Origin of the sequence: Maribacter forsetii DSM 18668, assembly GCF_000744105.1 — a bacterium.
In the GTDB taxonomy this organism is placed as follows: Bacteria; Bacteroidota; Bacteroidia; order Flavobacteriales; family Flavobacteriaceae; genus Maribacter; species Maribacter forsetii.
On record NZ_JQLH01000001.1, the window covers coordinates 231,816 to 255,933 of the forward strand.

The 24,118-nt window shown below is 32.1% G+C and carries 20 protein-coding genes and 1 pseudogene; 13 read left to right on the plus strand and 8 right to left on the minus strand.

What is annotated here, in order from left to right:
• Positions 1-78 precede the first annotated feature (78 nt).
• Genes P177_RS00990 through purD form a run of 10 tightly spaced genes read left to right on the plus strand, consistent with a single transcriptional unit; the run spans position 79 to position 11,898 of the window.
• Positions 79-1,191 carry a hypothetical protein gene (locus P177_RS00990; protein ID WP_036150937.1) on the plus strand — a complete coding sequence of 371 codons (1,113 nt, stop codon included), beginning with the start codon at positions 79-81 and terminating at the stop codon, positions 1,189-1,191.
• Between the two features lie 5 nt (positions 1,192-1,196).
• Positions 1,197-2,714 (plus strand): MATE family efflux transporter, encoded by a 1,518-nt coding sequence (locus tag P177_RS00995; protein WP_036150939.1) that lies wholly within the window; start codon positions 1,197-1,199, stop codon positions 2,712-2,714.
• 4 nt (positions 2,715-2,718) lie between these two features.
• On the plus strand, positions 2,719-3,792 hold the full coding sequence (locus tag P177_RS19255; RefSeq protein ID WP_051941665.1) for an EpsG family protein: 1,074 nt from the start codon (positions 2,719-2,721) through the stop codon (positions 3,790-3,792).
• Between the two features lie 9 nt (positions 3,793-3,801).
• Complete coding sequence (locus P177_RS01005) at positions 3,802-4,896, plus strand: glycosyltransferase (RefSeq protein ID WP_051941666.1); 1,095 nt, start codon at positions 3,802-3,804, stop codon at positions 4,894-4,896.
• A complete protein-coding gene (locus P177_RS01010; protein ID WP_036150941.1) occupies positions 4,896-6,149 on the plus strand; it encodes a hypothetical protein in 1,254 nt (417 codons plus the stop codon). The genes P177_RS01005 and P177_RS01010 overlap by 1 nt, the downstream gene beginning before the upstream one ends.
• Positions 6,146-6,946, plus strand: coding sequence for a glycosyltransferase (locus tag P177_RS01015; protein ID WP_036150943.1), 801 nt, complete (start codon positions 6,146-6,148; stop codon positions 6,944-6,946). The genes P177_RS01010 and P177_RS01015 overlap by 4 nt, the downstream gene beginning before the upstream one ends.
• Before the next feature lie 7 nt (positions 6,947-6,953).
• Positions 6,954-8,177: an O-antigen ligase family protein gene (locus P177_RS01020; protein WP_036150946.1), complete on the plus strand. Its 1,224-nt coding sequence runs from the start codon at positions 6,954-6,956 to the stop codon at positions 8,175-8,177.
• Between the two features lie 56 nt (positions 8,178-8,233).
• A complete protein-coding gene (locus P177_RS01025) occupies positions 8,234-9,598 on the plus strand; it encodes an exopolysaccharide biosynthesis polyprenyl glycosylphosphotransferase (protein ID WP_036150948.1) in 1,365 nt (454 codons plus the stop codon).
• 8 nt (positions 9,599-9,606) lie between these two features.
• Complete coding sequence (locus P177_RS01030) at positions 9,607-10,584, plus strand: UDP-glucuronic acid decarboxylase family protein (RefSeq protein ID WP_036150951.1); 978 nt, start codon at positions 9,607-9,609, stop codon at positions 10,582-10,584.
• A 42-nt stretch (positions 10,585-10,626) separates the two neighbouring features.
• On the plus strand, positions 10,627-11,898 hold the full coding sequence (gene purD, locus P177_RS01035; protein ID WP_036150953.1) for a phosphoribosylamine--glycine ligase: 1,272 nt from the start codon (positions 10,627-10,629) through the stop codon (positions 11,896-11,898).
• Between the two features lie 52 nt (positions 11,899-11,950).
• Here the strand turns inward: purD and P177_RS01040 are convergent, their stop codons facing one another.
• The gene (locus P177_RS01040; protein ID WP_036150956.1) at positions 11,951-12,172 is read right to left on the minus strand and encodes a DUF6341 family protein; all 222 of its coding nucleotides are present in this window, start codon (positions 12,170-12,172) and stop codon (positions 11,951-11,953) included.
• Between the two features lie 148 nt (positions 12,173-12,320).
• Between P177_RS01040 and P177_RS01045 the strand changes: the two genes are divergently transcribed.
• Genes P177_RS01045 through P177_RS01055 form a run of 3 tightly spaced genes read left to right on the plus strand, consistent with a single transcriptional unit; the run spans position 12,321 to position 14,817 of the window.
• On the plus strand, positions 12,321-13,142 hold the full coding sequence (locus P177_RS01045) for a DUF6427 family protein (RefSeq protein WP_394330700.1): 822 nt from the start codon (positions 12,321-12,323) through the stop codon (positions 13,140-13,142).
• A 39-nt stretch (positions 13,143-13,181) separates the two neighbouring features.
• A complete protein-coding gene (locus P177_RS01050; RefSeq protein WP_036150961.1) occupies positions 13,182-13,784 on the plus strand; it encodes a DUF4254 domain-containing protein in 603 nt (200 codons plus the stop codon).
• The gene (locus P177_RS01055) at positions 13,771-14,817 is read left to right on the plus strand and encodes a glycosyltransferase family 9 protein (RefSeq protein ID WP_316930768.1); all 1,047 of its coding nucleotides are present in this window, start codon (positions 13,771-13,773) and stop codon (positions 14,815-14,817) included. The genes P177_RS01050 and P177_RS01055 overlap by 14 nt, the downstream gene beginning before the upstream one ends.
• A 2-nt stretch (positions 14,818-14,819) precedes the next feature.
• Here P177_RS01055 and P177_RS01060 read toward each other — a convergent pair whose 3' ends face one another.
• The 7 genes and pseudogenes from P177_RS01060 to P177_RS01085 form a co-directional block, all read right to left on the minus strand.
• On the minus strand, positions 14,820-15,437 hold the full coding sequence (locus P177_RS01060; RefSeq protein ID WP_036150964.1) for a TetR/AcrR family transcriptional regulator: 618 nt from the start codon (positions 15,435-15,437) through the stop codon (positions 14,820-14,822).
• A gap of 273 nt (positions 15,438-15,710) precedes the next feature.
• Positions 15,711-16,766 carry an arsenosugar biosynthesis radical SAM (seleno)protein ArsS gene (gene arsS / locus P177_RS01065; protein WP_036150966.1) on the minus strand — a complete coding sequence of 352 codons (1,056 nt, stop codon included), beginning with the start codon at positions 16,764-16,766 and terminating at the stop codon, positions 15,711-15,713.
• 136 nt (positions 16,767-16,902) lie between these two features.
• Positions 16,903-17,238, minus strand: coding sequence for an arsenosugar biosynthesis-associated peroxidase-like protein (locus P177_RS19580; RefSeq protein ID WP_081819435.1), 336 nt, complete (start codon positions 17,236-17,238; stop codon positions 16,903-16,905).
• 237 nt (positions 17,239-17,475) lie between these two features.
• Positions 17,476-18,138, minus strand: a pseudogene (locus P177_RS01070) (metallophosphoesterase family protein); the annotation flags it as partial.
• The gene (locus P177_RS01075; RefSeq protein ID WP_036150968.1) at positions 18,093-19,433 is read right to left on the minus strand and encodes a sodium:solute symporter family transporter; all 1,341 of its coding nucleotides are present in this window, start codon (positions 19,431-19,433) and stop codon (positions 18,093-18,095) included. The gene P177_RS01075 and the pseudogene P177_RS01070, both read right to left, overlap by 46 nt.
• Positions 19,434-19,473: 40 nt before the next feature.
• Positions 19,474-20,901, minus strand: a complete 1,428-nt coding sequence (locus P177_RS01080; protein WP_036150970.1) for a SusD/RagB family nutrient-binding outer membrane lipoprotein — start codon at positions 20,899-20,901, stop codon at positions 19,474-19,476.
• A gap of 10 nt (positions 20,902-20,911) precedes the next feature.
• Positions 20,912-24,115 (minus strand): SusC/RagA family TonB-linked outer membrane protein, encoded by a 3,204-nt coding sequence (locus P177_RS01085; protein ID WP_036150973.1) that lies wholly within the window; start codon positions 24,113-24,115, stop codon positions 20,912-20,914.
• Between the last annotated feature and the right edge of the window lie 3 nt (positions 24,116-24,118).

Here is a 24,118-nt window from a genome sequence, read left to right on the forward strand (position 1 = left end):
CAACCAAGAGTCAATCTTAATCACTTAAATTTTAATGCATCGATCCTTAATAATTTTGTTGCTGAAAACATTACTTATATGTCATATCAAAGTAATGTAAAAAAAATAAAGGATAAAGTATACAATAGGAAAGTCAATTTTGTTGAACTTTCTAATGATGAAAGTAAATCAAAGCTTGGAGAGTTTATAGCAAATTATAGTTACATAGATTTATTTCATAGGAATTTAAAAAAGTTGTTATTATCGAAAGAGGAGAATAATATTACCATCATATTTCTACAGACAACACCTAAAATTATTTATTTTATACGAAATTTAGAGGTTGAATACAGAGTTTTATATGTTTTTCATCGAGCTTTTAATGATAGATCATCTAAAGAGTATTTAAACCCATTAGGTTCATCTAAAAAGGACCATAGTTCTATTTTAAATAAAACCTTTAAACATGGATATAATAGGGTGAAATATTTTCTTGAAAAGAACTATCTAAAATATTTTGATTTTCTTGAAACCCTAAAACATAATGAAAATATTATTGTTTTTTCTGATTCTAAGAAAAGTAAAATTGTAAATACATTTCCTCATATTGAAAAATCCATTACAGTTTGGCCTTTTTACTATAATTTTAAAGAATTCGATTTTGACAACCTTGTTCAAAGGAGATTAGAAGAACAGGAAATATCTTTAATCAAATTGGGAGTAATAAATAGTAATAAGGGAATTGAGACCTTGAAAAAAGTGATTATAGCTACTAATAATTCTCATATAAAATGGTACGGTATTGGTCCAATGACGCCGTTGAATTACATAGGTTCAGATTTAACCGTTTATTGTAAGAGTAGTAACCAAAGACAGTATCAGTTCGAGAATTCTATTTTAAATAAGACTTTTTCCATCATTTTGCACAAAAAGGAATTTATTGAAGAGATAGTTAGTGGTACTTTTTATGATGCTATCAATTATGGTTTACCTATATTTTGCATACGTAATACTTTCTTTGAAAATATGTTTGAGATATATGGAGATATAGGATATATGTTTGATAGTTTGGAAAGTTTAATTTTATTTTTAAATAAGTTTAACTTAAATAAAGAAAAATATTTAATTCAAGTTGATAATGTTTTAAAATGTAAAGTTCATTTAATAAATGAATTAAATGCATCTAGTTTGAATATAGGTATCTCTAACTAGAGAAAATGATGAAAACACAAAGAGCATTTAAAAATGTTTTCTCTGGAATTTTTTTTCAGATAATATTAGCACTAGTTCAATTTATAGTTACCAAATATTATATAGAAGTCTTAGGTATAGAAATAAATGGACTAAATAGTTTGTATATTCAAATACTAAATTATTTTAATCTAATAGAAGCAGGTATAGGAGGGGTACTCTTATTTAATCTTTATAAAACCTTTGCTAACGAAGATATAGAAACAACAAAAGCATTAATATACACTGCTAGTATTAAATTTAGGAAATATGGTATTATATTTCTCTTATTTACTTTAGTTTTTTCCTTTTTATTACCATTAATATTCACGAGTGTAAATATTTTTGATAACTATTTTATCTATGTTAGCTTTTGGATTATGACAAGTGCAACTTCGTTGTCTTACTTTTTTTCCATACCCTTACTAGTTTTCCACGCAGATCAAAAAGGATATATTGTCAATATCATTAAGAACGTTTTTAAAACTATTGATTGTTTAGTTAGAATCGCAATCCTCTTTTACTATCCAAATTATATATTATTATTAGTTATATCTTTTGTATTTGAACTTATTTATTATTTAATTTTATTTAAACTTTATAAGTCTAGGTACAAAGGATTTAGAGTTACTAAAAAAGATTATTATAAACCTGAATTATTTAAGGAAAATAAATTCGTTTTAATTGATAAAGTGTTAATTCTAATTGTTTTTCAGACTGATCTAATCATTCTTGGAATATTTAAAGATTTAGAAACAGTAACTCTTTATAGTAATTATATTTTACTTTTTACATTCGCCTCTTTATTTTTTTCAAGTGTTTTTAAGCAATTGACACCTAGTTTGGGAGCACTTATTAATGAAAATAATTTAGAGAAAATAAAGAATTTATATGGAGAGCTTCGAAGTATTAATTGGTTTTTAGCAACTATAATTACTATAGTTTTATTTTTTACTTTTGATTATATAATTATTTTATGGTTAGGAGAGTCTTTTGTACTTAAAGGTGAAATACTCGCCTTATTACTATTGAATTTTATATACATAACTTCAATTCAAGTTTCTACATCTTTTGTAAATGCTAAAGGAGATTTTAAAAAAAGAATAGTTGGTTCCGTTATGGAAAGTAGCGTGAATATTATAATTTCATTATTGTTAGTTGAAGATTTTGGGATTTTTGGTGTTCTAATAGGAACAACTATTGGTCACTTTTCATCCAACTTTTGGTGGATACCTAGGATTGCTTATTCTTATTTTAATGATAACCTTATAAGTTATTTTAAATCAACTATCCTACATTTTTTAATATTATTGGTCGTATTTTATCTGAATTATATTTCAATGAATTTAATTGACTTTAAAGTTCATGATTTTAAAGAATTGATTTTTTTAATGATTAGTTTAAGTACAATAAATTTTATTGTTTGTTTTTGTATTTATAGATTTTGTGTCCCTGGATTTAAAAGTTTTAATTATAGAATAATGGGCTTACTAACCAAAAAATAATATATTGATTCTTTATTTACTTTTTCTTTTTAGTCTTTTTTGTTTTAGTATTCTTACCGAGGATAGGACTATCAGAAAATATTTCAATTTAATTTTCATAATCTTCTCTTTTCTTTTTTTATTAAGCCTAATTACATTTAGAGGAGATATTAAAAATGATACCGAGGTATACATCGCATATTTTTATGATTCTGCGGATTCTATTAATTCACTATTAAAAAACTTCGTTTATAGTAGACATGAGCCAGGATATTTGACCGTGGAATTTTTAAATAAAAAGATAATTAACAACCATGTATTTCATTTTTTTGTTATTGGTTGTATGTCATTGATTTTTATATTCAAATCGCTTAAAAATTATACTACTTACTTCTATTTGGGACTGTCTTTATACTTTTTGCGTTTCTTTTTTCTTAGAGACTTAAATCAAATTAGGGCAGGTGTAGCACTGGCAATTGTTCTTTACAGCATAAAATTTATTAGTAAAAGAGATGTTTTACCTTTTTATCTTTTAATATTAATGGCCGCCTCTTTTCATAAAACAGCCTTATTGATCATCCCTTTTTATTACATAAATAATTATATAATAAAAAATTCTATTTCTAATAAGAAATTAATTCTTGCACTTATATTATCTTTTTGTATTTCATTTATAAAAATTAAACAAATTATTGGTGAACTTATAATTAAATATGTGCCTTCTTCGGCTTCCTATGTCAGTGGTTACTTGTCAGAAAGTGGTAATTTATTTAGCCTTATTGTACTTTATCAGGTAATAGTTTTTCTTACTTTTATGTTGTTTGAAAACCAATTAAAAAATAGACAACCACATTATTACACCATTAGAAATATGTTATTGGTTAGCTTGTTGTTGTTATTCATTTTTAATGATTTTGCTATCTTATCATCGAGGCTATCCACTCTTTTTGCCACAGTCGAGATAATTATTTTACCAAGCTTTGTTTTATTATTTAAAAATAAATTGATGATGAAAATTTTATATTTCATTTTTTTCATTTTATTGTTTTATATAAATGTATATAAGAGACTTGGAGAAGAGTATATGTTGTATTTTTAATTATATCGTATGAAAAATATTTGTTTTGTGATTTCTTCATTTAAAAAATCAGGTCCTATAAATATTGTTTATAATATTGCTAAGTTTTTGGATAAGGGAAAATTTAATGTTTACGTTATCTCCTTATCAAAAACTACTGGAAATGATAGTAATTCTATTAACGACTTTAATTTATTAGGTGTTACTACACATGAATTAAGTAATGGTAGACTTGCAGGTTTAATAAAAAATAAGAAGGAAATAAAACTTTTCTTTAAGGAAAATAACATTGACATAATTCATAGCCATGGTCTTAGGCCAGATGCTTTAGTTTGTCGTTTAGGTATTAAAGCAAAACATATAGCTACGCTACATAATTTTCCTTTCGATGATTATCCCATGAAATATGGAATATTTAAAGGGAAGCTTATGGCATATTATCATGTTATGATAATTAAAAAAATAGTTAACGTTGTAACTTGTTCTAAGTCGCTTTCCATTATTTTTAAAGAACGAATCGATTTTAAAGTTGACTATGTTCAAAATGGTGTTGATTTTTCTGAGTTTTCTACAAAATGTGACAAATTGGAATTACGTAAGAAATTACAATTACCATTGGATAAAAAAATTTTTATTTTTATCGGTAGCTTAATTCCTAGAAAAAATCCTTTGGAAACTATACGAAAATTTACAGAAGTTAAAATTCGAGATGAATTTTGTCTTTTGGTATTAGGTGATGGTTTTTTAATGAATGCTTGTCAAGCTTTAAAAGAAAGTAACATCTTAATTAAGGGTAATGTAAGTAATGTAATATCTTATTTATTTGCATCTGATTATTTTATATCACTTTCAAAATCGGAAGGGCTTCCAAATACAGTAATGGAAGCAATGGCTGCTAAATTGCCTGTAATGTTAAGTGATATTCCTTCTCATTTAGAGATATTGGATATCAATAAACATGCAGGTGTAAGTGTAAATCAAGATAATTTTGATATTAAATTTCAAGAATTAGTTGCAGGTGACTATGGATTATTTTCGGAATCTTCTTATAATATTATTTTAAATTCATTAAATGCTCAAAATATGACAGATAATTATCAGAATGTTTATTTAAACTTAAATTAATGTCCAAATTCAACTCAAAAGAAAGATATATTGCTAAAATTTTAAATAGATTTCCTAAATTAAAAGAAAAGCTTAAATACTTATATCAACATTTTACATTTATACTATATAAGCAACAATATAGTTTCAAAATTCATGATAAGGTTTTTTTAAAAAAAATTTCCAAAGACGGAATGTCAGGTTTTTGGGGTTATTATGATAAGTCACCAAATTCTGGAGATAATTATAGTTATCACGCATTAATAAAAGGAAAAGAAAAAAAAAGAAATAATTGTACAGAGTTAGATATTTATGTTAATGACAATAAAATATCATCGACCACATCGTGGAATTGGCAGCAAGGGGCGATGTTGACATGGCTTTCAGAATCTGAAATTGCTCATAATTTTCATGACAATACAGGTTATAAAGCCAAAATTATTAATATTCTGAACAAAAAAGAAGTGATTATTAATCATCCTATTTATTCTGTTCATAAAGGAAAGAATATAGCTTTAACCTTAAATTTTAATAGGCTTGCAAAGTTAAGACCTGATTACGGTTACTTTTGTGAGAACTTTGAAGAAGTCGCTAAGCTAAATTTTAACGATGGGATTTCATTAATTGACTTGGATAGTCATGAAACAAAGCTTATCGTAAGTTTTAAGAGTTTGCTAGAATTCCATAAAGACGAAAGTATGGAGAATGCTTGGCATAAAGTTAATCATATAGATATTTCACCATCTGGTGAACGATTTATGTTCCACCATAGATGGTTTTCAGATGAGGGTGTAAAAAAATCTCGATTAATTACAGCTAATGTGGATGGAACTGATCTCTACCTTCTTTCAAATGATGGAATGGTGTCTCATTGTACATGGAAAAATAATGATGAAATTGTGGGATGGATGACAAAAAATAATTTTGGAGATAAATACTTTTTGCTAAAAGATAAAAGCACAGAATTTTTTCCATTTGCAGATGGTCTCTTGAATGAAGATGGTCATCCAAGTTTTTCCTCTGATTCGGATTGGATGTTAACTGATACATATCCTGATAAATCAAGAATGAGTTCTATATTACTGTATAACATAAGTTCTAATAAAGTATATAATATTGGTCGTTTTTTTTCTCCTATGAAATTTATTGGTGAATTTAGGTGTGATTTACATCCTAGGTTTAACGAGTGTGGCAATAAGATAACTGTTGATTCTGTACATGAGGGAGTTAGAGGTCTTTATGAGTTAGATGTTACAAAAATTATTAATCAATGATATCAGTTATAATGTCCGTTTACAATGCGGAAAAGTATTTGTCTGAATCAATTGAAAGTATTCTACAACAAACTTATCGACATTTTGAATTTATAATAATCAATGATTGTTCTAGTGATTCTTCCCTTGAAATTATTAATAAATACGGTCTAATCGACAATAGAATAGTAATTATAAATAATTCAACTAATTTGGGGTTGACTATAAATCTTAATAAAGCTATTAATTTAGCTAAATATGAATTTATAGCAAGAATGGATGCTGATGATATTTCTTTAAAAGATCGTTTTGAAAAGCAAATTATCTTTTTAGAAAACAATCCTGATATAGATGTATTAGGGTCTTTTTGTAAAGATATTGATGAAGAGGGCAATATTATTTCAGATAGGACTGTGCCGATAGCTAATTCAGAAATTAATAAGTTAATTCATATAATTAATCCTATTTGTCACCCTACTGTTGTATTTAGAAAAAATAAACTTCAAGAGTTAGGTTTTTATAATGAAGAATATAAAGTAGTACAGGATTATGATTTGTGGTTAAGATGTGCTGCTAAAAATATTAAGATGTATAATTTGCCTGAATTTCTTTTAAAGTATAGGGTTAATGATAGCTACCACAGTAGAAAATCCTGGAAATATAGAATGACTGATTTAAAAATTAGATATTATGGTTATAAAAATCTTCATTTACCTTTTTATAAAAGAATATACCTTATTGTACCGGTAATTTTGGGAATATTACCTTCAAGACTTTATAAACTTCTTAAAGAGCGAGATTTTAGGAAATCTACTTAATTTTAGTATGTACAAAGTATTATCAAAAGATATTGATTTAAGATATTGGAATCTTATATTATTGGCGTTTTTTCCTGTTTTACCTTATGTTTTTATAAGTATTATAACTATATTTTTATTAGTTACGTTCTTATTTTATTTTTGTGTTAGTTCACAAAAAAATAGACACATAAATGTCAAAGGATTATTAATCTTGTCTGGATTCTATTTAATTCTTTGCTTTTCTATATTTTATAGTTCTAACATAGAAGTGGGAATAAAAACATTAGGTCGAATGCTACCGTTGCTGGTGTTTCCTTTGATTGTCTTTATTCTTTCTGGAAATTATAGTTTGAATATAGAAAAGGGTAGGGCGATACTAAAAGTATTTGTCTTTTCAACATTTTTGCTGTTAGTATACGTTTTATATTTAGCATTTTTCACTATTGATGATTTTCATAGTCATTCCGTTAGAGATAAATTGTTAGCAACCTCTTTCTTAGATTTACATAGCACCTATATTTCAATGTATTTTTCTGCTGCTATTTTTATTTTATTTTCTTTTTATAGAATGACTAAAAATTATTGGAGTATCATTCTAATCATACTTTTTATAGTTGGTCTTCTTTTAATCTTTTCTAGAGGAGTAGTATTTTCCATTTTGATTATGTCCATTGTTGTTTTTTTTATTTTTAATAAAAAAAAACTATGGCAAAAGATTCTAGTACTTTTAGTAGTTGCTTGTATTAGTACAATAGTAGTTTATCAAGTACCTTTTTTGAAATATAGAATTTCTGAAATTTTTCAATATGGTTTTCAATCAACCGAGAATAATAGAAGATTATCTTCAACAGCAATGCGTTTGGCTGTCTACTCTTGTAGTTTTGAGTTAATTACAAGTCATCCTCTTTTAGGTTTAGGGGTTGGGGATTTACAAGATGAATTACATTTATGTTATCAAGGATTAAACTCTCCAGATTTTACTAAAAAAAATCTTAACACTCATAATTTTTATTTATTTATTTTAGGAACTACTGGGATAATTGGTTTAATAAGCTTTTTATATTCTTTTGGGATGCTTTTTAAAAAAGCATGGGGAAGTAAGAATCCTTTGTTTTTAAATATTTTTGTGTTAATTGCATTGATTTTGTTTACGGAAAACTTTTTAAGCCGTGCTTATGGGTTAACTTATTTTTGTTTTTTTATAATATTATTTTATTTATTAGCCCGGAATAATAAAGTAAATGCTTAATTGTAATATAGTATTACTTTTACTCTTGTAACTTTACAAAAGATAAATTTATTTCAATGGCTAAACCTACTATACTAAATTCAATAGAACGTAAATTCATTCTATTAGTAGGAGATTTAATAGTTATATTGGCAAGCCTCAACTTATTTGTTAATAATGCTATAGATGTTAAGTACGTATCTTTAAAACTAAAGATTATTGTTACATTATTTGGCGTTGTGTCATTTTTAACCCTTTCCTATATCTTAGATTTATACAACCTACAAAGAACCTTAAAAAGAAAGTATGTAGTATCTCAGGCTTTGTATATTACTGCATTGTTTGTTTTTATAGTTTTTCTTTTTTCGGTTTTATTTTTTGATACTAGCTTTTGGAGAATACCATTGTTGGTTTTTCTTATACTAACACCAATTGAAATAGCTCTATGGAGATTATTTTTTGTTAATGTTTTTAGGGTGATACCTACAACACGTAATGTGTTGTTAATATATGATAAAGAAACTGAAAAACATTTTAGAGAAGTCACTTCATCTATTGATGGAGAAGATGTTGAAACTTTTTATAAAGTAAAGTTAACTTATAACTTAAACCAGCATAGCGAAGTAAAAAAGAAGTTTCTAGTGGCATCTGAAAAAGTAGATTCGTGGATTGTTAATATTAAGAATTATAGCGAATTTCCAGATGATTTAGAAAAAATTCTTTTGAGATCCATTCTTAAAGGTAAAGAAGTAATATCGTATACATCATTTTACGAAAACACTTATGAAGCCTTGCCAATACAATCTCATAATGATAGTTTTTATGAAATATTACAATTTAGAAATAGAAAAATTAGATACTTGCATACTATTTTTAGTTTCTTAGTTAATTTTATTCTTTCATTAATTGTTGGCCTTGTCTTGGTGTTATGTATACCATTCGTTTTTATTTTAAATATTTTCTTCAATAGAGGGCCTTTGTTTTATACACAGAAAAGAGTAGGGCTTCACGGTAATGAGTTTAAAATTTACAAGTTTAGATCGATGGTGGTTAATGCAGAAAAGGAAGGAGCTAAAATGGCTGTAAAAAATGATGCTAGAATAACCCCTTTTGGTCGGATATTAAGAATATTTAGAATTGATGAATTACCTCAGATATTGTCGGTAATAAAAGGAGATATGCAGTTTATCGGACCGCGACCTGAACGTAAAGTATTTGTAAACCAATTAAATTCATTAGTTCCTTTTTATGGTACACGCCATTTGATAAAACCAGGTATTACTGGTTGGGCTCAGGTGAAGTATAAATATGGGGAAAATTTAGAAGATTCAATAAAGAAGTTAGAGTATGATTTATATTATATTAAAAACAGATCAATTACTCTAGATTTACGTATTGTATTTAAAACTGTAACGACTGTTTTATTTTCAAGAGGGGTATAATAGAAAATATGAAAAAAATATTAATTACAGGTGCTGCTGGTTTTCTAGGATCTCATCTTTGTGATCGTTTTATTGCTGAAGGATTTCATGTAATAGGGATGGATAATCTAATAACAGGTGACCTTAATAACATCGCTCATCTTTTTCCTTTACAGAATTTCGAGTTTTATCATCATGATGTTACTAAGTTTGTTCACGTATCCGGAAAATTAGACTATATACTTCACTTTGCTTCACCTGCAAGTCCCATAGATTATTTAAAAATTCCTATTAAAACTTTGAAAGTTGGATCTTTAGGTACATTAAACTTGTTAGGTTTAGCAAAAGAAAAGGGCGCTAGAATTTTGGTAGCTTCAACTTCTGAAGTTTATGGTGATCCATTAGTTCACCCTCAAAATGAGGAATATTTTGGTAATGTAAATCCTATAGGTCCTCGTGGGGTTTATGATGAAGCTAAACGCTTCATGGAGTCCATTACAATGGCTTATCATAGACATCACGGACTTGATACTCGTATCGTTCGTATTTTTAATACCTATGGGTCTAGAATGCGTTTAAATGATGGTAGGGTTGTTCCTGCGTTTATGGGTCAGGCTCTAAGAGGAGAAGATTTAACTGTTTTTGGTGATGGCTCTCAGAGTAGATCATTTTGTTATATCGATGATCAGGTAGAGGGAATATACCGTTTATTATTTAGCGATTATACAGACCCTATTAATATTGGAAATCCCCATGAAACCTCGATTAAGGAATTTGCAGAAGAAATTATCACTTTAACAGGAACCAAACAAAAGGTGATTTATAAACCGCTACCACAAGATGACCCTACCCAACGTCAGCCAGATATTACCAAAGCAAAAGAAATTTTAGGTTGGGAGCCAAAAGTACATAGAACAGAAGGTTTAAAAATCGTATACGATTATTTCAAATCATTGTCTCCAGAGGACTTACAAAAGAAAGAGCATAGAGATTTCTCTACAAAATAATATTATTAAAGAGCAAACATTGGTTTTGCAAAAATTGACAAAATGAATATTTTAATTTTAGGATCAGGTGGTCGTGAGCATACTTTTGCTTGGAAATTGGCACAAAGTAAAAAACTTTCTAAACTATTTGTTGCACCGGGAAATGCCGGTACTGAGAAAATTGCCACTAATGTACCAATTGGTGTAAATGATTTTGAAGCTATTAAAGAATTGGTTTTAAAGGAGAATATTCAACTTGTTATGGTAGGTCCTGAAGATCCTTTGGTAAACGGAATTCATGATATTTTTCTTAACGATAAAGAATTAAAAAATGTTGCAGTTATCGGTCCTGAAAAATTAGCTGCTACTCTTGAAGGTAGTAAAGAGTTTGCGAAGGAGTTTATGATGCGTCATCAAATTCCTACCGCTCAGTATAAAAGTTTTACTGCAGAAACTGTTGAAGATGGATTTAAGTTTTTAGAAGAACTGAATCCACCATTCGTTTTAAAAGCTGACGGGTTGGCTGCTGGTAAAGGTGTAGTTATTCTCAATGACTTAAACGAAGCCAAGGTTGAACTAAAATCAATGTTGGTTGATAAAAAATTTGGTGCTGCTAGTACAACAGTTGTCATTGAAGAGTTTCTTGATGGTATTGAATTAAGCGTTTTTGTACTAACGGATGGTGATAGCTATAAGGTTCTACCCACTGCTAAAGACTATAAAAGAATAGGTGAGGGTGATACCGGACTCAATACTGGTGGTATGGGGGCTATTTCTCCGGTTCCTTTCGCGAATAAGGACTTTATGGATAAGATTGAGCAGCGAATTGTAAAACCTACCGTAGAAGGGCTTAAAAAGGATAATATGCCTTATAAAGGTTTTATTTTTATCGGACTTATAAAAGTTGGTGAAGATCCTAAGGTTATTGAATATAACGTTAGAATGGGCGATCCGGAAACTGAAGTGGTTTTACCACGTATACAAAACGATATGGTAGAATTGTTAAAAGCGGTTGCTGATCAAAAACTATCAGAGGTTGATTTAAAGCTAGATGAAAGAACAGCAACAACCGTTATGACAGTATCCGGTGGATATCCTGGTTCTTACGAGAAAGGAAAAGAAATTACAGGTATAGATGCTATTAGCGAATCTTTAGTATTTCACGCTGGTACTACGCTTAAAGAGGGTAAAGTAGTTACTAACGGTGGTAGAGTAATGGCAATTACTTCCTTCGGTACTGATTTTAAATCGGCACTGTCAAAATCGTATAAAAATGTAGAGAAGCTTTCCTTTGAAGGAATGAACTATAGAAAAGATCTAGGTTTCGATCTTTAAGGAATAGTCAATTATCGGTTTTATTTATTAAAAACCGATAATTGATTTAATATTATAAGTAAGAGTGAGAAGTACTTGATGTATCTTCTTCTCCTTCATCATTGTATTTCTTTAACTCAAGCATCCAATACACAAATGCTACTGAACCTATTAACATAAATATCCAGTTTAAGATATTTGACAATGCCCAGCTATCTGTAAAACGTAAAAAATCTAACGGTGCAAATAGTACATTTACGAACAAATCTGCGATACCTTCAAAAAATGATTTCATCTTATTACTATATTTACAAGCAAAAATATAAAAAGCTTAGATGATTTCAAGCATTTTTGAGAAAACAAAACCGGTGAATTTCATTATTCTTCTGGTTTTTTTGTTTCTTTTCTATTGGTCGGTTCAATTTTACTTATTCAATTTATCGATGAGCAATGTAGAAATTGCCCCGTCAATCGGTATTTTAACGATTCTTCTTTTTAGTGTTTTCGTTGTTGACTTTGTGGTTAAACGTAATAAACTCACGGGTACCAATTCATTTGCTATTTTGTTTTTTACGCTATTATTTGTTGTATTTCCAGAGACCTTGGGTGACAATAATGCAATTTTTACTAGCTTTTTTCTGCTTTTGGCCATGAGACGTCTTTTAAGTATCAAGTCTCTGAAAAATATAAAACTTAAAATTTTCGATGCCGGACTTTGGATTTGTATTTCAAGTGTATTTTATGAATGGGCTCTGTTATACTTATTGTTAGTTTTTGCAGCTATTTATATTTATGACCCAAAAAATATAAGAAACTGGCTGGTTTTATTATCTGTAGGATTCTGTTTTTTTATGATACTCTACGGTATTTTAGTGTTGCTGGATAAACCAAATTTTATTCTAGATCATTACGATTTTGCTATTGATTATGACGCTATATTTCCAATAAAATTGTGGACTAGTTTAAAAATGACCCTATATGCACTCTTGAATATGGCATTAGCATTTTCGGCATTTGTTAACCTAAGTAAATCTGGTGTTGGTAAAGTTATAACGCTGCGTTTAATTGCATTTTCTTTTGTCATTGGTTTAGTCGTTAACATTCTTGTTACTTCGGATAATAACAACGCGGTTATGATTACCTTTTTTCCTTCTGTGGTTTTTATAGTTAATTATTTACAATCCATTAAAAAACCAAAATTTTTAGAGCTGATACTAATAGCAAGTATTATGGTGCCTATCATAGTTTTTGTAACAAAACTATAGGTTACATCTTTAAGCTTTATCTTTGTAAAAAAGGCACTTATGTTTAGCGAGTTCGCATTTAATATATTTAATAAGAGTATTGAAAAGTACCACATCAAAGATGATGTATATCAGAGTTTTGTTAATCCATATTCAAAAGAGGATATTGAACACTTATTATATAGAAAGAACTGGATAGATACAGTGCAATGGCATTATGAAGATATAATAAGAAATCCTGATATTAATCCTGATGACGCTTTGGGACTAAAGCGTAAGATTGATGCAAGTAATCAAGATAGAACAGACTTGGTAGAATTTATTGATAGTTATTTTCTTAAAAAATACCAATCGGTAAATGTTGATTCAGACGCTACTATTAATACAGAAAGTCCTGCTTGGGCAATTGACCGACTTTCTATTTTAGCATTGAAAATTTATCATATGGCGGAAGAAGCTACTAGAGCAGATGCTTCTTTAGAACACCGCGAAAAATGTCAAGCTAAATTGGAAGTTTTGCTTGAACAGAAAAACGATCTTTCTTCTGCCATAGACCAATTACTTGCCGATATTGAAAGTGGTGCTAAATATATGAAGGTGTACAAGCAGATGAAGATGTATAATGATGAGGAACTAAACCCCATCCTTCGTGGTAACAAATAACCCTAAACATATTCTGGTTATAAGATTATCCGCTATGGGTGATGTGGCTATGACCGTTCCTGTTATTTTGGGTATCATTAATAAATATCCTGGAGTAAAAATTACCGTTTTAACCAAACCTTTTACTGCGCCATTTTTTGCTGGCATACCTAATGTAAGGGTATATAATGCCGATGTAAAAGGAAAACATAAAGGTGTTTTAGGACTTTGGAAATTATACAAAGAATTAAAACCCTTGCATATTGATGCAGTTGCAGATATTCACAATGTACTGCGAAGTACAATTTTAAAACAGTACTTTAAACTTTCTTCGATTCCATTTATCCAAATTGATAAGGGTAGGGTTGCAAAAAAGGAATTGGTTAATCCTCAGAGATCATCTTTTATCCCTTTAAAAACCACTTTTGAGCGCTATGCTGAGGTGTTCGGTAAGTTGGGCTACCCAATTGCTAAATCAGAGATGGAAACCTTGCAAAAAAGAGCTATCCCTGAAAATGTGTCGTATTTAAAAGATAACAAGGCAAGACCTCTAATTGGTATTGCCCCTTTTGCCGCTTTTAGCGGAAAAATGTATCCACATGAGCTGATGGAAGAAGTGCTATTCTCATTAAATTCTTCCAATAACTATCAAATCGTATTGTTTGGCGGAGGAGAGAAGGAAATAGAAGTTTTGAGCAAATGGGATGCTCAGTTCAACAATTGCCATAATGCAGCAGGCAAATTGTCATTTTCAGACGAATTGAGCTTAATATCTAATCTTCAGTTAATGTTAGCGATGGATAGTGGGAATGCCCATTTAGCTGCAATGTTTGGTGTGCCAACCGTAACAATATGGGGCGTTACACATCCGTATGCAGGTTTTTCGCCTTTTAATCAGCCAGAGCATTTCGCACTTTTATCGGACAGGAAAAAATATCCTGCCATTCCCACCTCAATTTATGGAAATAAATACCCGGATGGATATGATAAGTCTATGGAAACTATCCGACCGGAAACTATCGTCCAGAAAATAAGGGAAGTTTTAAGTATTTAAGTTTAAGAATTAACAGGCTTGGCTTCTATACTTTTAAAGTATTGACGTAGCTGAGACATGAATCTGTATTTTTTGGCAGCTGGTGCTGAACTGGTCATTAATGTACGTACTCCGAAATATGAACTCATTAAAAAAGTGGCGGCAGCTTCACAATCGACATGTCTATCTAGGTATCCATTAAATTTTCCTTTCTGTAAAGTGGTTACCAAGTTTACTTCCCATACCGTTACAATTTCATTTAAATGCTTCATGATTACATCGTTCTTTCCGTTAAATTCAGATAAGAAGTTGCTAAGAATAAAACCATAGTCCATTTCGTTATGAACAGCGGTTTCCATAGCATCGTCAAAACATTTGGTAATTAAAGTTAAAGGATTATCGTGGCCTTCAATAGGTTCAATTAACATGCTGTATACTTTACGAGCCAATAAGTTCTGTATAATTTGAACAAAGAAGTCTTCTTTAGAATCAAAATGATAATAAAAAGCCCCTTTAGAAAGGTTTAGTTTTTTAAGAATATCATCTACGCTAGTGTCATAATACCCTTGGGCATAAAACAATTCTAACCCTGTGTTCTGTAAACGTTGCATGGTAGCCATGCGCTTTAAACTCTTGTTCATAATATGGAGATTTGGGTAAAACTGACCATATGGTCTTTTTATAGAACGTGGGAGAGTTAAAGAACCTCAGAATTTATGGATTAGATGCTTATTTTTTCGATAAACGTCTATTTTGTCGGTGTATAACATCTTTTTTATACTATTAAACAAACCAAGTGGTCAGTTCTGTAGTTGGTGTATCTGGTTGGATAATACTATTAGTAGGTAGCCAAAAACAAAAAAACCGTTCAATATAAATTATCAAACGGTTCTGAAATTTCATTTCTAATTGTATTATGCAACGGTACCTTGGCAGCTACTACCGGCGCCTGCTGTACAGCCATAACAGTGTTGGGATATAATGATGTTTCTATCGTTCAATAAGTCCTCATTATAATCTTTAATATGTTTTACCTTACTGGCTACTTTTAAATCTAACATTTGGTTAAAGTCACAATCGTACAACCAACCATCCCAACTTATGGAAATGGTATTGGTACACATTACGTTTGCTACTGCAGACGGATTATAAGCTTCCACTAATGCATACATGTAATCTTCGTAATTCTCCGATGCTATCAAGTAGTCCAAGAAACGTGCAATAGGTAAATTGGTAATGGCAAAAAGGTTATGGAACTGAATATCAAAATCTTCTTTTAAGGCTTTTTTGAAATCCTTCTCCATCGCAGCCTGATCTCCCGGCAAATACGCTCCAGATGGATTATATACTAAATCCAATCGTAAATCGCTACCTGGCATGCCATACCCTCTTTCGTTCAATTCTTGTAATGCCTTTATCGATTTGTCAAAAACTCCGTCTCCTCTTTGCTTATCCGTTTTTCCACGGGTATAGTGTGGCATTGAAGAAATAACATGGACGTTGTGTTTTTTAAAGAAATCCGGTAGGTGATAGTATTTCTTATTTGCTCTTATTATCGTCAAGTTAGAACGAACTATAAAATCTTTGATTCCGGCTTTGGCAGCTTCTTCTACAAACCATTCAAAATCAGGATTCATTTCTGGTGCACCACCGGTTAAATCTAAGGTATGCGCACCTGTATTTTTAATCACCTCTAAACATTGCTGCATAGTTTCACGGGTCATAATCTCTTTACGATCAGGACCAGCATCTACGTGGCAATGCTCACAAACCTGATTACACATGTAACCTACGTTAATTTGTAAGATTTCCAGCTTTTTTGGGCGTAAAGGAAAATGCCCTATGTCTGCAATTTTATCTTTAAAATAAGGAAGCTCGCCATCAGCAAATATGCCTCCGTTCAATATTTCTAACTGCTTGTTGGAAACCGCTAAATCGTTCCCTTTCGCTTTTAATGATTTTGTAGCCATTCTTTTTTTGTTGATGGTTGATGGTTGTCAGTTGTTCGTTAATTTTTATCACGAGCGTTAAACAATTCAACCTATTTAAATTTCTTTTTTAGTAGATAGCAATTCTATTTATTCCCCCTTTGGGGGTTAGGGGGCATTACATTGACAATTTATTGTACTTATTCATCATTTGTACACCATGAACCAATGTTGCACCGCTTTCTATGGCAGCACCTACATGAACGGCTTCCATCATTTCTTCTTTCGTAATTCCTTTTTGCAAACCGTCTTTGGTATACGCATCTATGCAATACGGACACTTTACTACATGAGACACTGCTAACGCAATTAGAGATTTTTCTCTAGCGCTTAGTGCGCCTTCTTCGAAAACTTTACCATAATAATCAAAAAATTTAGTTCCAAGCTCTTCACTCCACTCTGTAATTTTTCCGAATTTTCTTAAATCTGCTGGATCGTAGTACGTATTTGCCATCTTTTTTTGTTTTTTAGGTTTTATTGAATCTTTTTGTTCTTGGTTAAAATGAATCGGAATTCCCTGTCCCATTTTTTCCAGTTCGGGAAGTATTTCCATATTGTCCCAAATGCCAGAGGTAAGTGTATCGCCGTAGGCTTCTGGTAAATGGTTTTTATACATTAATTTCTGCGCGGTTTCAGCCTCATATTCAAAAGAGTGATGGGCGTAAGTAACTTCACCACCCTCAATATTCAAGATCATATACCATACGCGAGTAGTGCCATCATTTGCCGGCATACCTATTACACCAGGGTTCAGCCATACCTTCTCTTTTATGGTTTGATGAAATGGCAAGCCACAATGCCCCGCAACAATGATATCACTTTTAGTCTCTTGAAAACAACCTTCTTTACTTTCTGTAGCGTTTGATTTAAATACAAATTCTGATGTATTACCATAGTTGCCATGAACTACCGTTACTTTTTTGTTCCCATAATCAAAACTTAAGTATTCTGGAATTTGCTTCATCCAATCTAAAGATTGTTGTGATAAATGCCCTTTAGTATAGGGAAACCACATTTTTGAGAAATCGTCACAACGGCTACCACTTTTAAAATCGCACCCACAATCTTCGCTATCATTGGCAAGTTGTAATTCTACATTACCAGCAATAGTAAGTGCACCCCATTTTTGAAATAGCTGTACCGTTTCTTCAGGTTGTGCGCAGTAACCGGTAAGATCTCCTGTACTTATACAATTCTCTGGTCTAATTCCTGCTTCTTCAGAAATGGAAATCAATTTCTCCAAAGCCTGAAGGTTACTATACACTCCTCCAAAAAGCAATAGCTTTCCAGATTTTGTGCCCATATGTTTTATTTCTTTATCCATGTAGGTATCATATAAACGAATAGGCAACATAAAATGCCCCAAAAATTAATCCATAATAAATTGGCATACTTGCCAGTGGTAAATATTAAGCTATCTGGAAACCAATTGAAAATCAATAAAAAACCGAATAACAATCCACAGAAAACACTTAAATGAAAACTGATTTTAGGAGCACTACCTTTCCAAAATAAAAAAACGGGGGTTAAACCGATGACCATAGTTCCGCTAATGGTGGTGGCAGATAATATTTCAGCATCTAAAAAGACCGGAACCGTACCCAAAACCGCAACAGCTACCATAGACCACCGACCGAATTTAACCGTGTTTCCAAGGTTTAGGTCAAGAGCCAATAATTTGGAAAATGATGAAAATGTAGAATCTAATGTGGATGCTGCGGATGTGATCATGATGAAGTTGATGACCAGTAAAATCATTGTTCCAAAAGCCTTACCAACTTGAACAGCCGCTTGACCTTGCATACCTTGAGATTGGGCATAAACACCTATAATGCTGAATAGAACAATGCAAATAGCTCCAAGTACACTTGCCCATAAAAAGCTTTTCAATGTTACTTTCGGACTACTAATAAAACCTCTATCTGTTAATACAGGATCATGAAAGGGATAACTGAAAGATTGTAGCAAGGCAGCAAACAATAAATTTAGTCCAGTTTCAAAAGACCAAACCCCAGAATTAAGTACTTCTGTAGTATCTATTGCATTGTCATTTCCAAAAATAGTGAACAATATTACCGCTAATAACACTGAAAAAAGTCCCATTTGGACAACATCGGTAAAAATAGAGCTGCTCATACCACCTTTCAATACATAGGACAAAGTTAGTGCCGTAAATATTAAAATGGACCAATAGTATGAGCTCGTACCCATATCACCAAAGTAAGAACCAATAACCATAGTGTTGCTCCATACTTCATTGAACAAACGAAATGCAATAAGAATGGAAAAAACAGTTACCGCAGTTTTGCCAAATTTAGAGGATAAAAAATCATGTATGCTAGTATACTTACCATGCAGCCTCATTTTATAAATGACGATACCTGCCACGGCAAATGATAAATAATAGCCTGCATAGGCTACACCACCAACAATACCGAAATCCAATCCTAAATTTGCGGCATTGGTTATACTCTTGGCGAATATCCAAGAAATGATCAAACTACCCATTAGCATAAATGTGTTGGGTGCTTTCTTCTTTTGAACGGCTTTAAAAAACTGATTGGTATCTTTTGCCCATGGAGAAAGAAAGAACAGCATCAAACTAGATGTGATCACCAATCCCCATTGCCAAATTTGTACCTCAGTCATAAATTTATTTTTTTCCTAACTCCTAACTCCTAACTCCTAACTATTGCTCATCCCACCAAACTGCAACATTAATACTATTGCCTTCCGTGTTATTTGAAGCTGCGGTATAATTGGCATTATTTAAAGCTTCTTCCTCAGCAGGGTAAGGCATGCGTATGGGAATCAAATCATTGTTCAAACTAGCAGAAATTGTTTTCAATTGCGGAAAACCTGTCCTTCTATATTCTACCCAACCTTCATAACCGTTTATGCTATTTGCAATCCATTTTTGAGTAATGATATTCTCTAAAGGGTCGCCATTATTTAACGCTGCGTCAACAGATAAATAATCTTCAGGAAGCTCCACTTGCCAGTATTCAAAAGCTTGAGTTACCCCCGTATTGTAAAGGGGTTCCGTGTCGGCGGAAATAAGCCCTTGTTGTGCAGCTTCAGCTAATAGAAAGTGAGTTTCCATGCTGGACATAAAATTAGCATCTAAAAGCCCTGTATTCTCTCTGAAAATAGTACCCAATAAAGAGTAATCAGCTAACGATACTCCGGCAGAGGCATCGATTCCATTTAATAGTCCGTTATAACCGCCATCTGTACTATTGGCAAAAGGTTGGTATAAGCGTGCAATTCGTGGATCGTTTAAGTTGGTTAGAATTTCATCCATCGTTTCAGAAAGCACATAATTATTAAAATCGCCGACCCTAAGTTGTGCCAACCTAAAACTATTTGGTTCGCCATCGGTAAAGTTGAAAATGGCATTTGCGCTATTATCATCTATAAAATTGCCTTCTGCGACAATTGCTTGTAGTTGTGAGGCCACATCTATTTTGCTTGAAACTCGCATTAGATATTTAATTTTCAAGGAATTTGCAAAACGTATCCATCCGTCTAAATCACCATTAAAGAGAATGTCTCCCTCTAAAGCTATGGTACCTGAATAATTCTGAATGGCTAAAATTCCCTTATCAAGATTATCAAATATTCCTCCTTCATCCATATAAATTGACTCCTGAGTGTCATAGGACGGAGTAACAGTTTCTGTATCTCCTTGAAATGCTTCTGAATACGGGACATCACCGAATAAATCTGTTAAACCAGCTGCCATATACGCTTTCATAATTCTTGCTGGCCCTTCATACACAGCATACGCCGCATTCTCTTGAGACAAATTCAATATAATTTCATTGTCTCGTAAATTCTGATAGAATATAGGCCATGGGTTTCCACCTAATTGCGGAGATTTTAAATCATGACGGTCAAATAAGTTAAAGTCTAGAGCGGTACTATATTGGCCCAACAGATTACCTGCAGTAAAACCTTCATATGACATTTGCTCCCCATAGTCATAAATTACCTGTCTTAACAAAAGACTAGGTTGTACGGTAACGGGATCGTTGGTGTTTGTATTAATTTCTTCAAAGTCTTTTGTGCAGCCAATGACCAACAATAAGACTAGAATGCTATATATATGTTTCATTTTCTTTTTCTTAAAAATTAAATCCGGCTTTAAAACCTATGCTTCTTGTGGTGGCGTATGACATATCTTCAACACCGCTGATAAATCCCTGCCCTTGTACAGCTAATTGTTCTGGGTCAAAATGCGGATTCTCTGTTATAGCAAATAGGTTCTTTCCTATTAATGATAAACTCAACGTAGCATCTTGGTTGAACAGGCTAAGATTGTTAAACGTATAACCAATAGATAGTTGGCGTAGCTTTAAAAAGGATGCATCATACGTATTGTTCTCTTCATGGTTTCGATCATAAAATTGCCTGTAATAACTTTCTGCCGTTACTGCAACGGTATTTTGTGTATACACCGGATTATCTGCAGTACCAGTATTTACAACTCCTTCGGGTACAATACCTGCCTCAGGTCTGTCTGCTGTTTCTGCTAGCTGACCACCAACGTTACCCAATGCCCTTGTTCTAGATACAATGATTCCGCCTTGTCGCCAATCGAAAAGGAATCCCATATTCCAGTTTTTATAATTGAATTGGTTATTGAAGCCGAGCATAAAATCAGGATTGTAATTCCCTAATTTTTGCAGTTCATTGTCCGGTATATATCTACCCTCATCGGTTAAAATGAAATCTCCATTTTCATTTTTTAAGTATCCGGTTCCATATAGATCACCTACGCGACCACCTTCTTCTGCCTGTAAAAATACCGTTTGGTTTTGACTGTTGTAAATTCTGGAGTATGCCAATGTCAATCGACCTTCATCTTGTGGTAAGCTTTCTACAGTAGACCTATTTGTACTAAAATTTAAGGTGCTGTTCCATTTAAAATCTTGACTTATAACCGGTGATATACCCAAAATAATCTCTACACCTTTAGAACGAACTTCACCACCATTAACTACTTGTTGTGTATACCCGGAAGATATACCTATAGGTAATGAAATAATTTGATCTTTGGTCAATGCGTTATAGTAAGAAACATCTAATCTTAATTGGTCTCCAAACAAACGTACATCTGCACCTACTTCAAATGAAGAGGTTAATTCTGGTTGAAGATTTGCGTTTGCTATAGTGTTTGAGTTACTGAAAGTTGGTTGCCCATTAAAAGGAGTTTGTGCTACAAAAGCACTTGTAGTTTGGTAGGGATCAGTGTCATTACCTACTTGTGCCCAACTTGCCCTTAGTTTTGCAAATGAAACGGCCTTAGGTAAATCAACCACTTGCGATAATATAAAACTACTGGATGCAGATGGATAAAAGAATGACGTATTATCTACGGAAAACGGAGTAGCCAATGCACTAGACCAATCGTTTCTTCCTGTAACATCCAAGAAAAGGAAGTCTTTGTATCCAAATTTTGCCAAGCCGTAAAAACTGTTGATTCGCTTATTAGATTCAAATTCGAAAACTTCAATTGGTGAAGCTGCATTAGATAACCTAAAAATACCCGGTTGCGCCAAACTCGTGGTTTGCGCTTGTGAGGTAAATGCTTTTTGGTCTAATCTGTTTCCGCCTAAAGAAACATCTACACTTAAATCATTGAATTGATTGGTATAATTTAATAAGAAATCAGTGTTTATTTCCCTAAAAAATACATCATGCTCGGCATAACCACCATTTACAAATCGATTAGAACTATAGGCTCTGCGCAGTTGGCGTAATTCACTTGAATAATCCATCCCCGATCTAACTGTTGCCGTTAAATGATCTGTAATGTCATAGCTAGCTGAAATATTTCCGAATACCCTGTCCCTATTAAAGGAGTTTCTATTTTCATTAAGAATGAAATACGGATTATCAAAAAACGTATAATTATAAGAATACTGTTGTAAGCCCTCTAAACCTGGTTGCCAATAGTTTTTTAAGTTTTCAATATTTAATGACCTTGGTCCCCAAGCTACCAAAGAGTAATTGGCATTTTCAGATCCATAACCATTAGAAGGTCTGTTGTCGCTACTAGAATTAATATAACTGATAGAGGAATTTATACGCAGTTTATCAATAGGTTCAAAATTTAGTCTTGTACCTATAGTTTGGCGGTCAAGATTTACTCCTGGAATAATAGATTCGCTTCGTAAATCTGTAAAGGAGAGACGGTAATTACCTGTATCAAATCCGTTAGATATTGCAATGTTATTAATCAATGTAGTACCCGTTTCGTAGAAATTCTTAAGGTTATTAGGATTCGATTTAAATTCTGTGGGGGTAATGGCTATACCGTTATAAAGAGCAGTGTCACCACCACGTACTACCGTACCATCTGGCAAGGTAACCGGACTATCATACTGAGGAATTAAGTTACCAACATCTAAACGTGGTCCCCAACTATAGGTAATCAAATCATTTGTTCCACCACCTAATCCGTCCACAAAAGCAAACTCACCAGAATTTCCTTGTCCGTATTCATTCTGAAAATCTGGTAGTTGAAATGCAGAATCCACAAAGAAACTAGTATTGTAGCTAACGCCTAATCCTTTTGAATTTTTTCCGCTTTTGGTTTCTATGATAATAACGCCATTAGATGCTCTTGTTCCATAAAGAGCCGCCGCACTAGGTCCTTTTAAAACCGAAACTTCTGCAATATCATCAGGATTCACATCCATAGCACCGTTTCCAAAATCTATTTCTTGAAATCCGGCTGCTGCCTCATTCGTAAAATTGAAGACCGAATTGTTATTGATTGGAACGCCGTCAACTATAAACAACGGATTATTGTTAGAGAAAGAAGCTTCACCACGAATGGTAATTTTAGAGGAAGACCCTACTCCGGTAGCACCTTGGTTTATAGTAACACCAGCAAGCTTACCCGAAAGGTTGTCTAGAAAATTGACCGATTTTACCTCTGTAACTCCTTTTGCGTCTAAGCTTTGAACTACATAACCTAATTCTTTTGTTTCTCGTTTTAGACCTAAAGCCGTTAATACCACTTCATCTAAGATTTGGGAAGAATCTCCTAGAACTATATCAATTGTTCGTCTATTATTTATGGTTATTATTTTGGTTTCATACCCTAAAACGGAAAATTCAAGAGCACCGGAAAGATTGGGTACATCAATGATATATATGCCGTTTTCGTTAGTGGTAGTGCCGTTTAGCGTGCCAGACAAAACAATGTTGACATAAGGTATGGTGTTTCCATCGGTATCTTTTACAGTACCGGTAATTGTTTCTTGAGCATTGACCATAGTACATATAAACAAGGTCAACACTAGTAATAAGTGTTTCATATA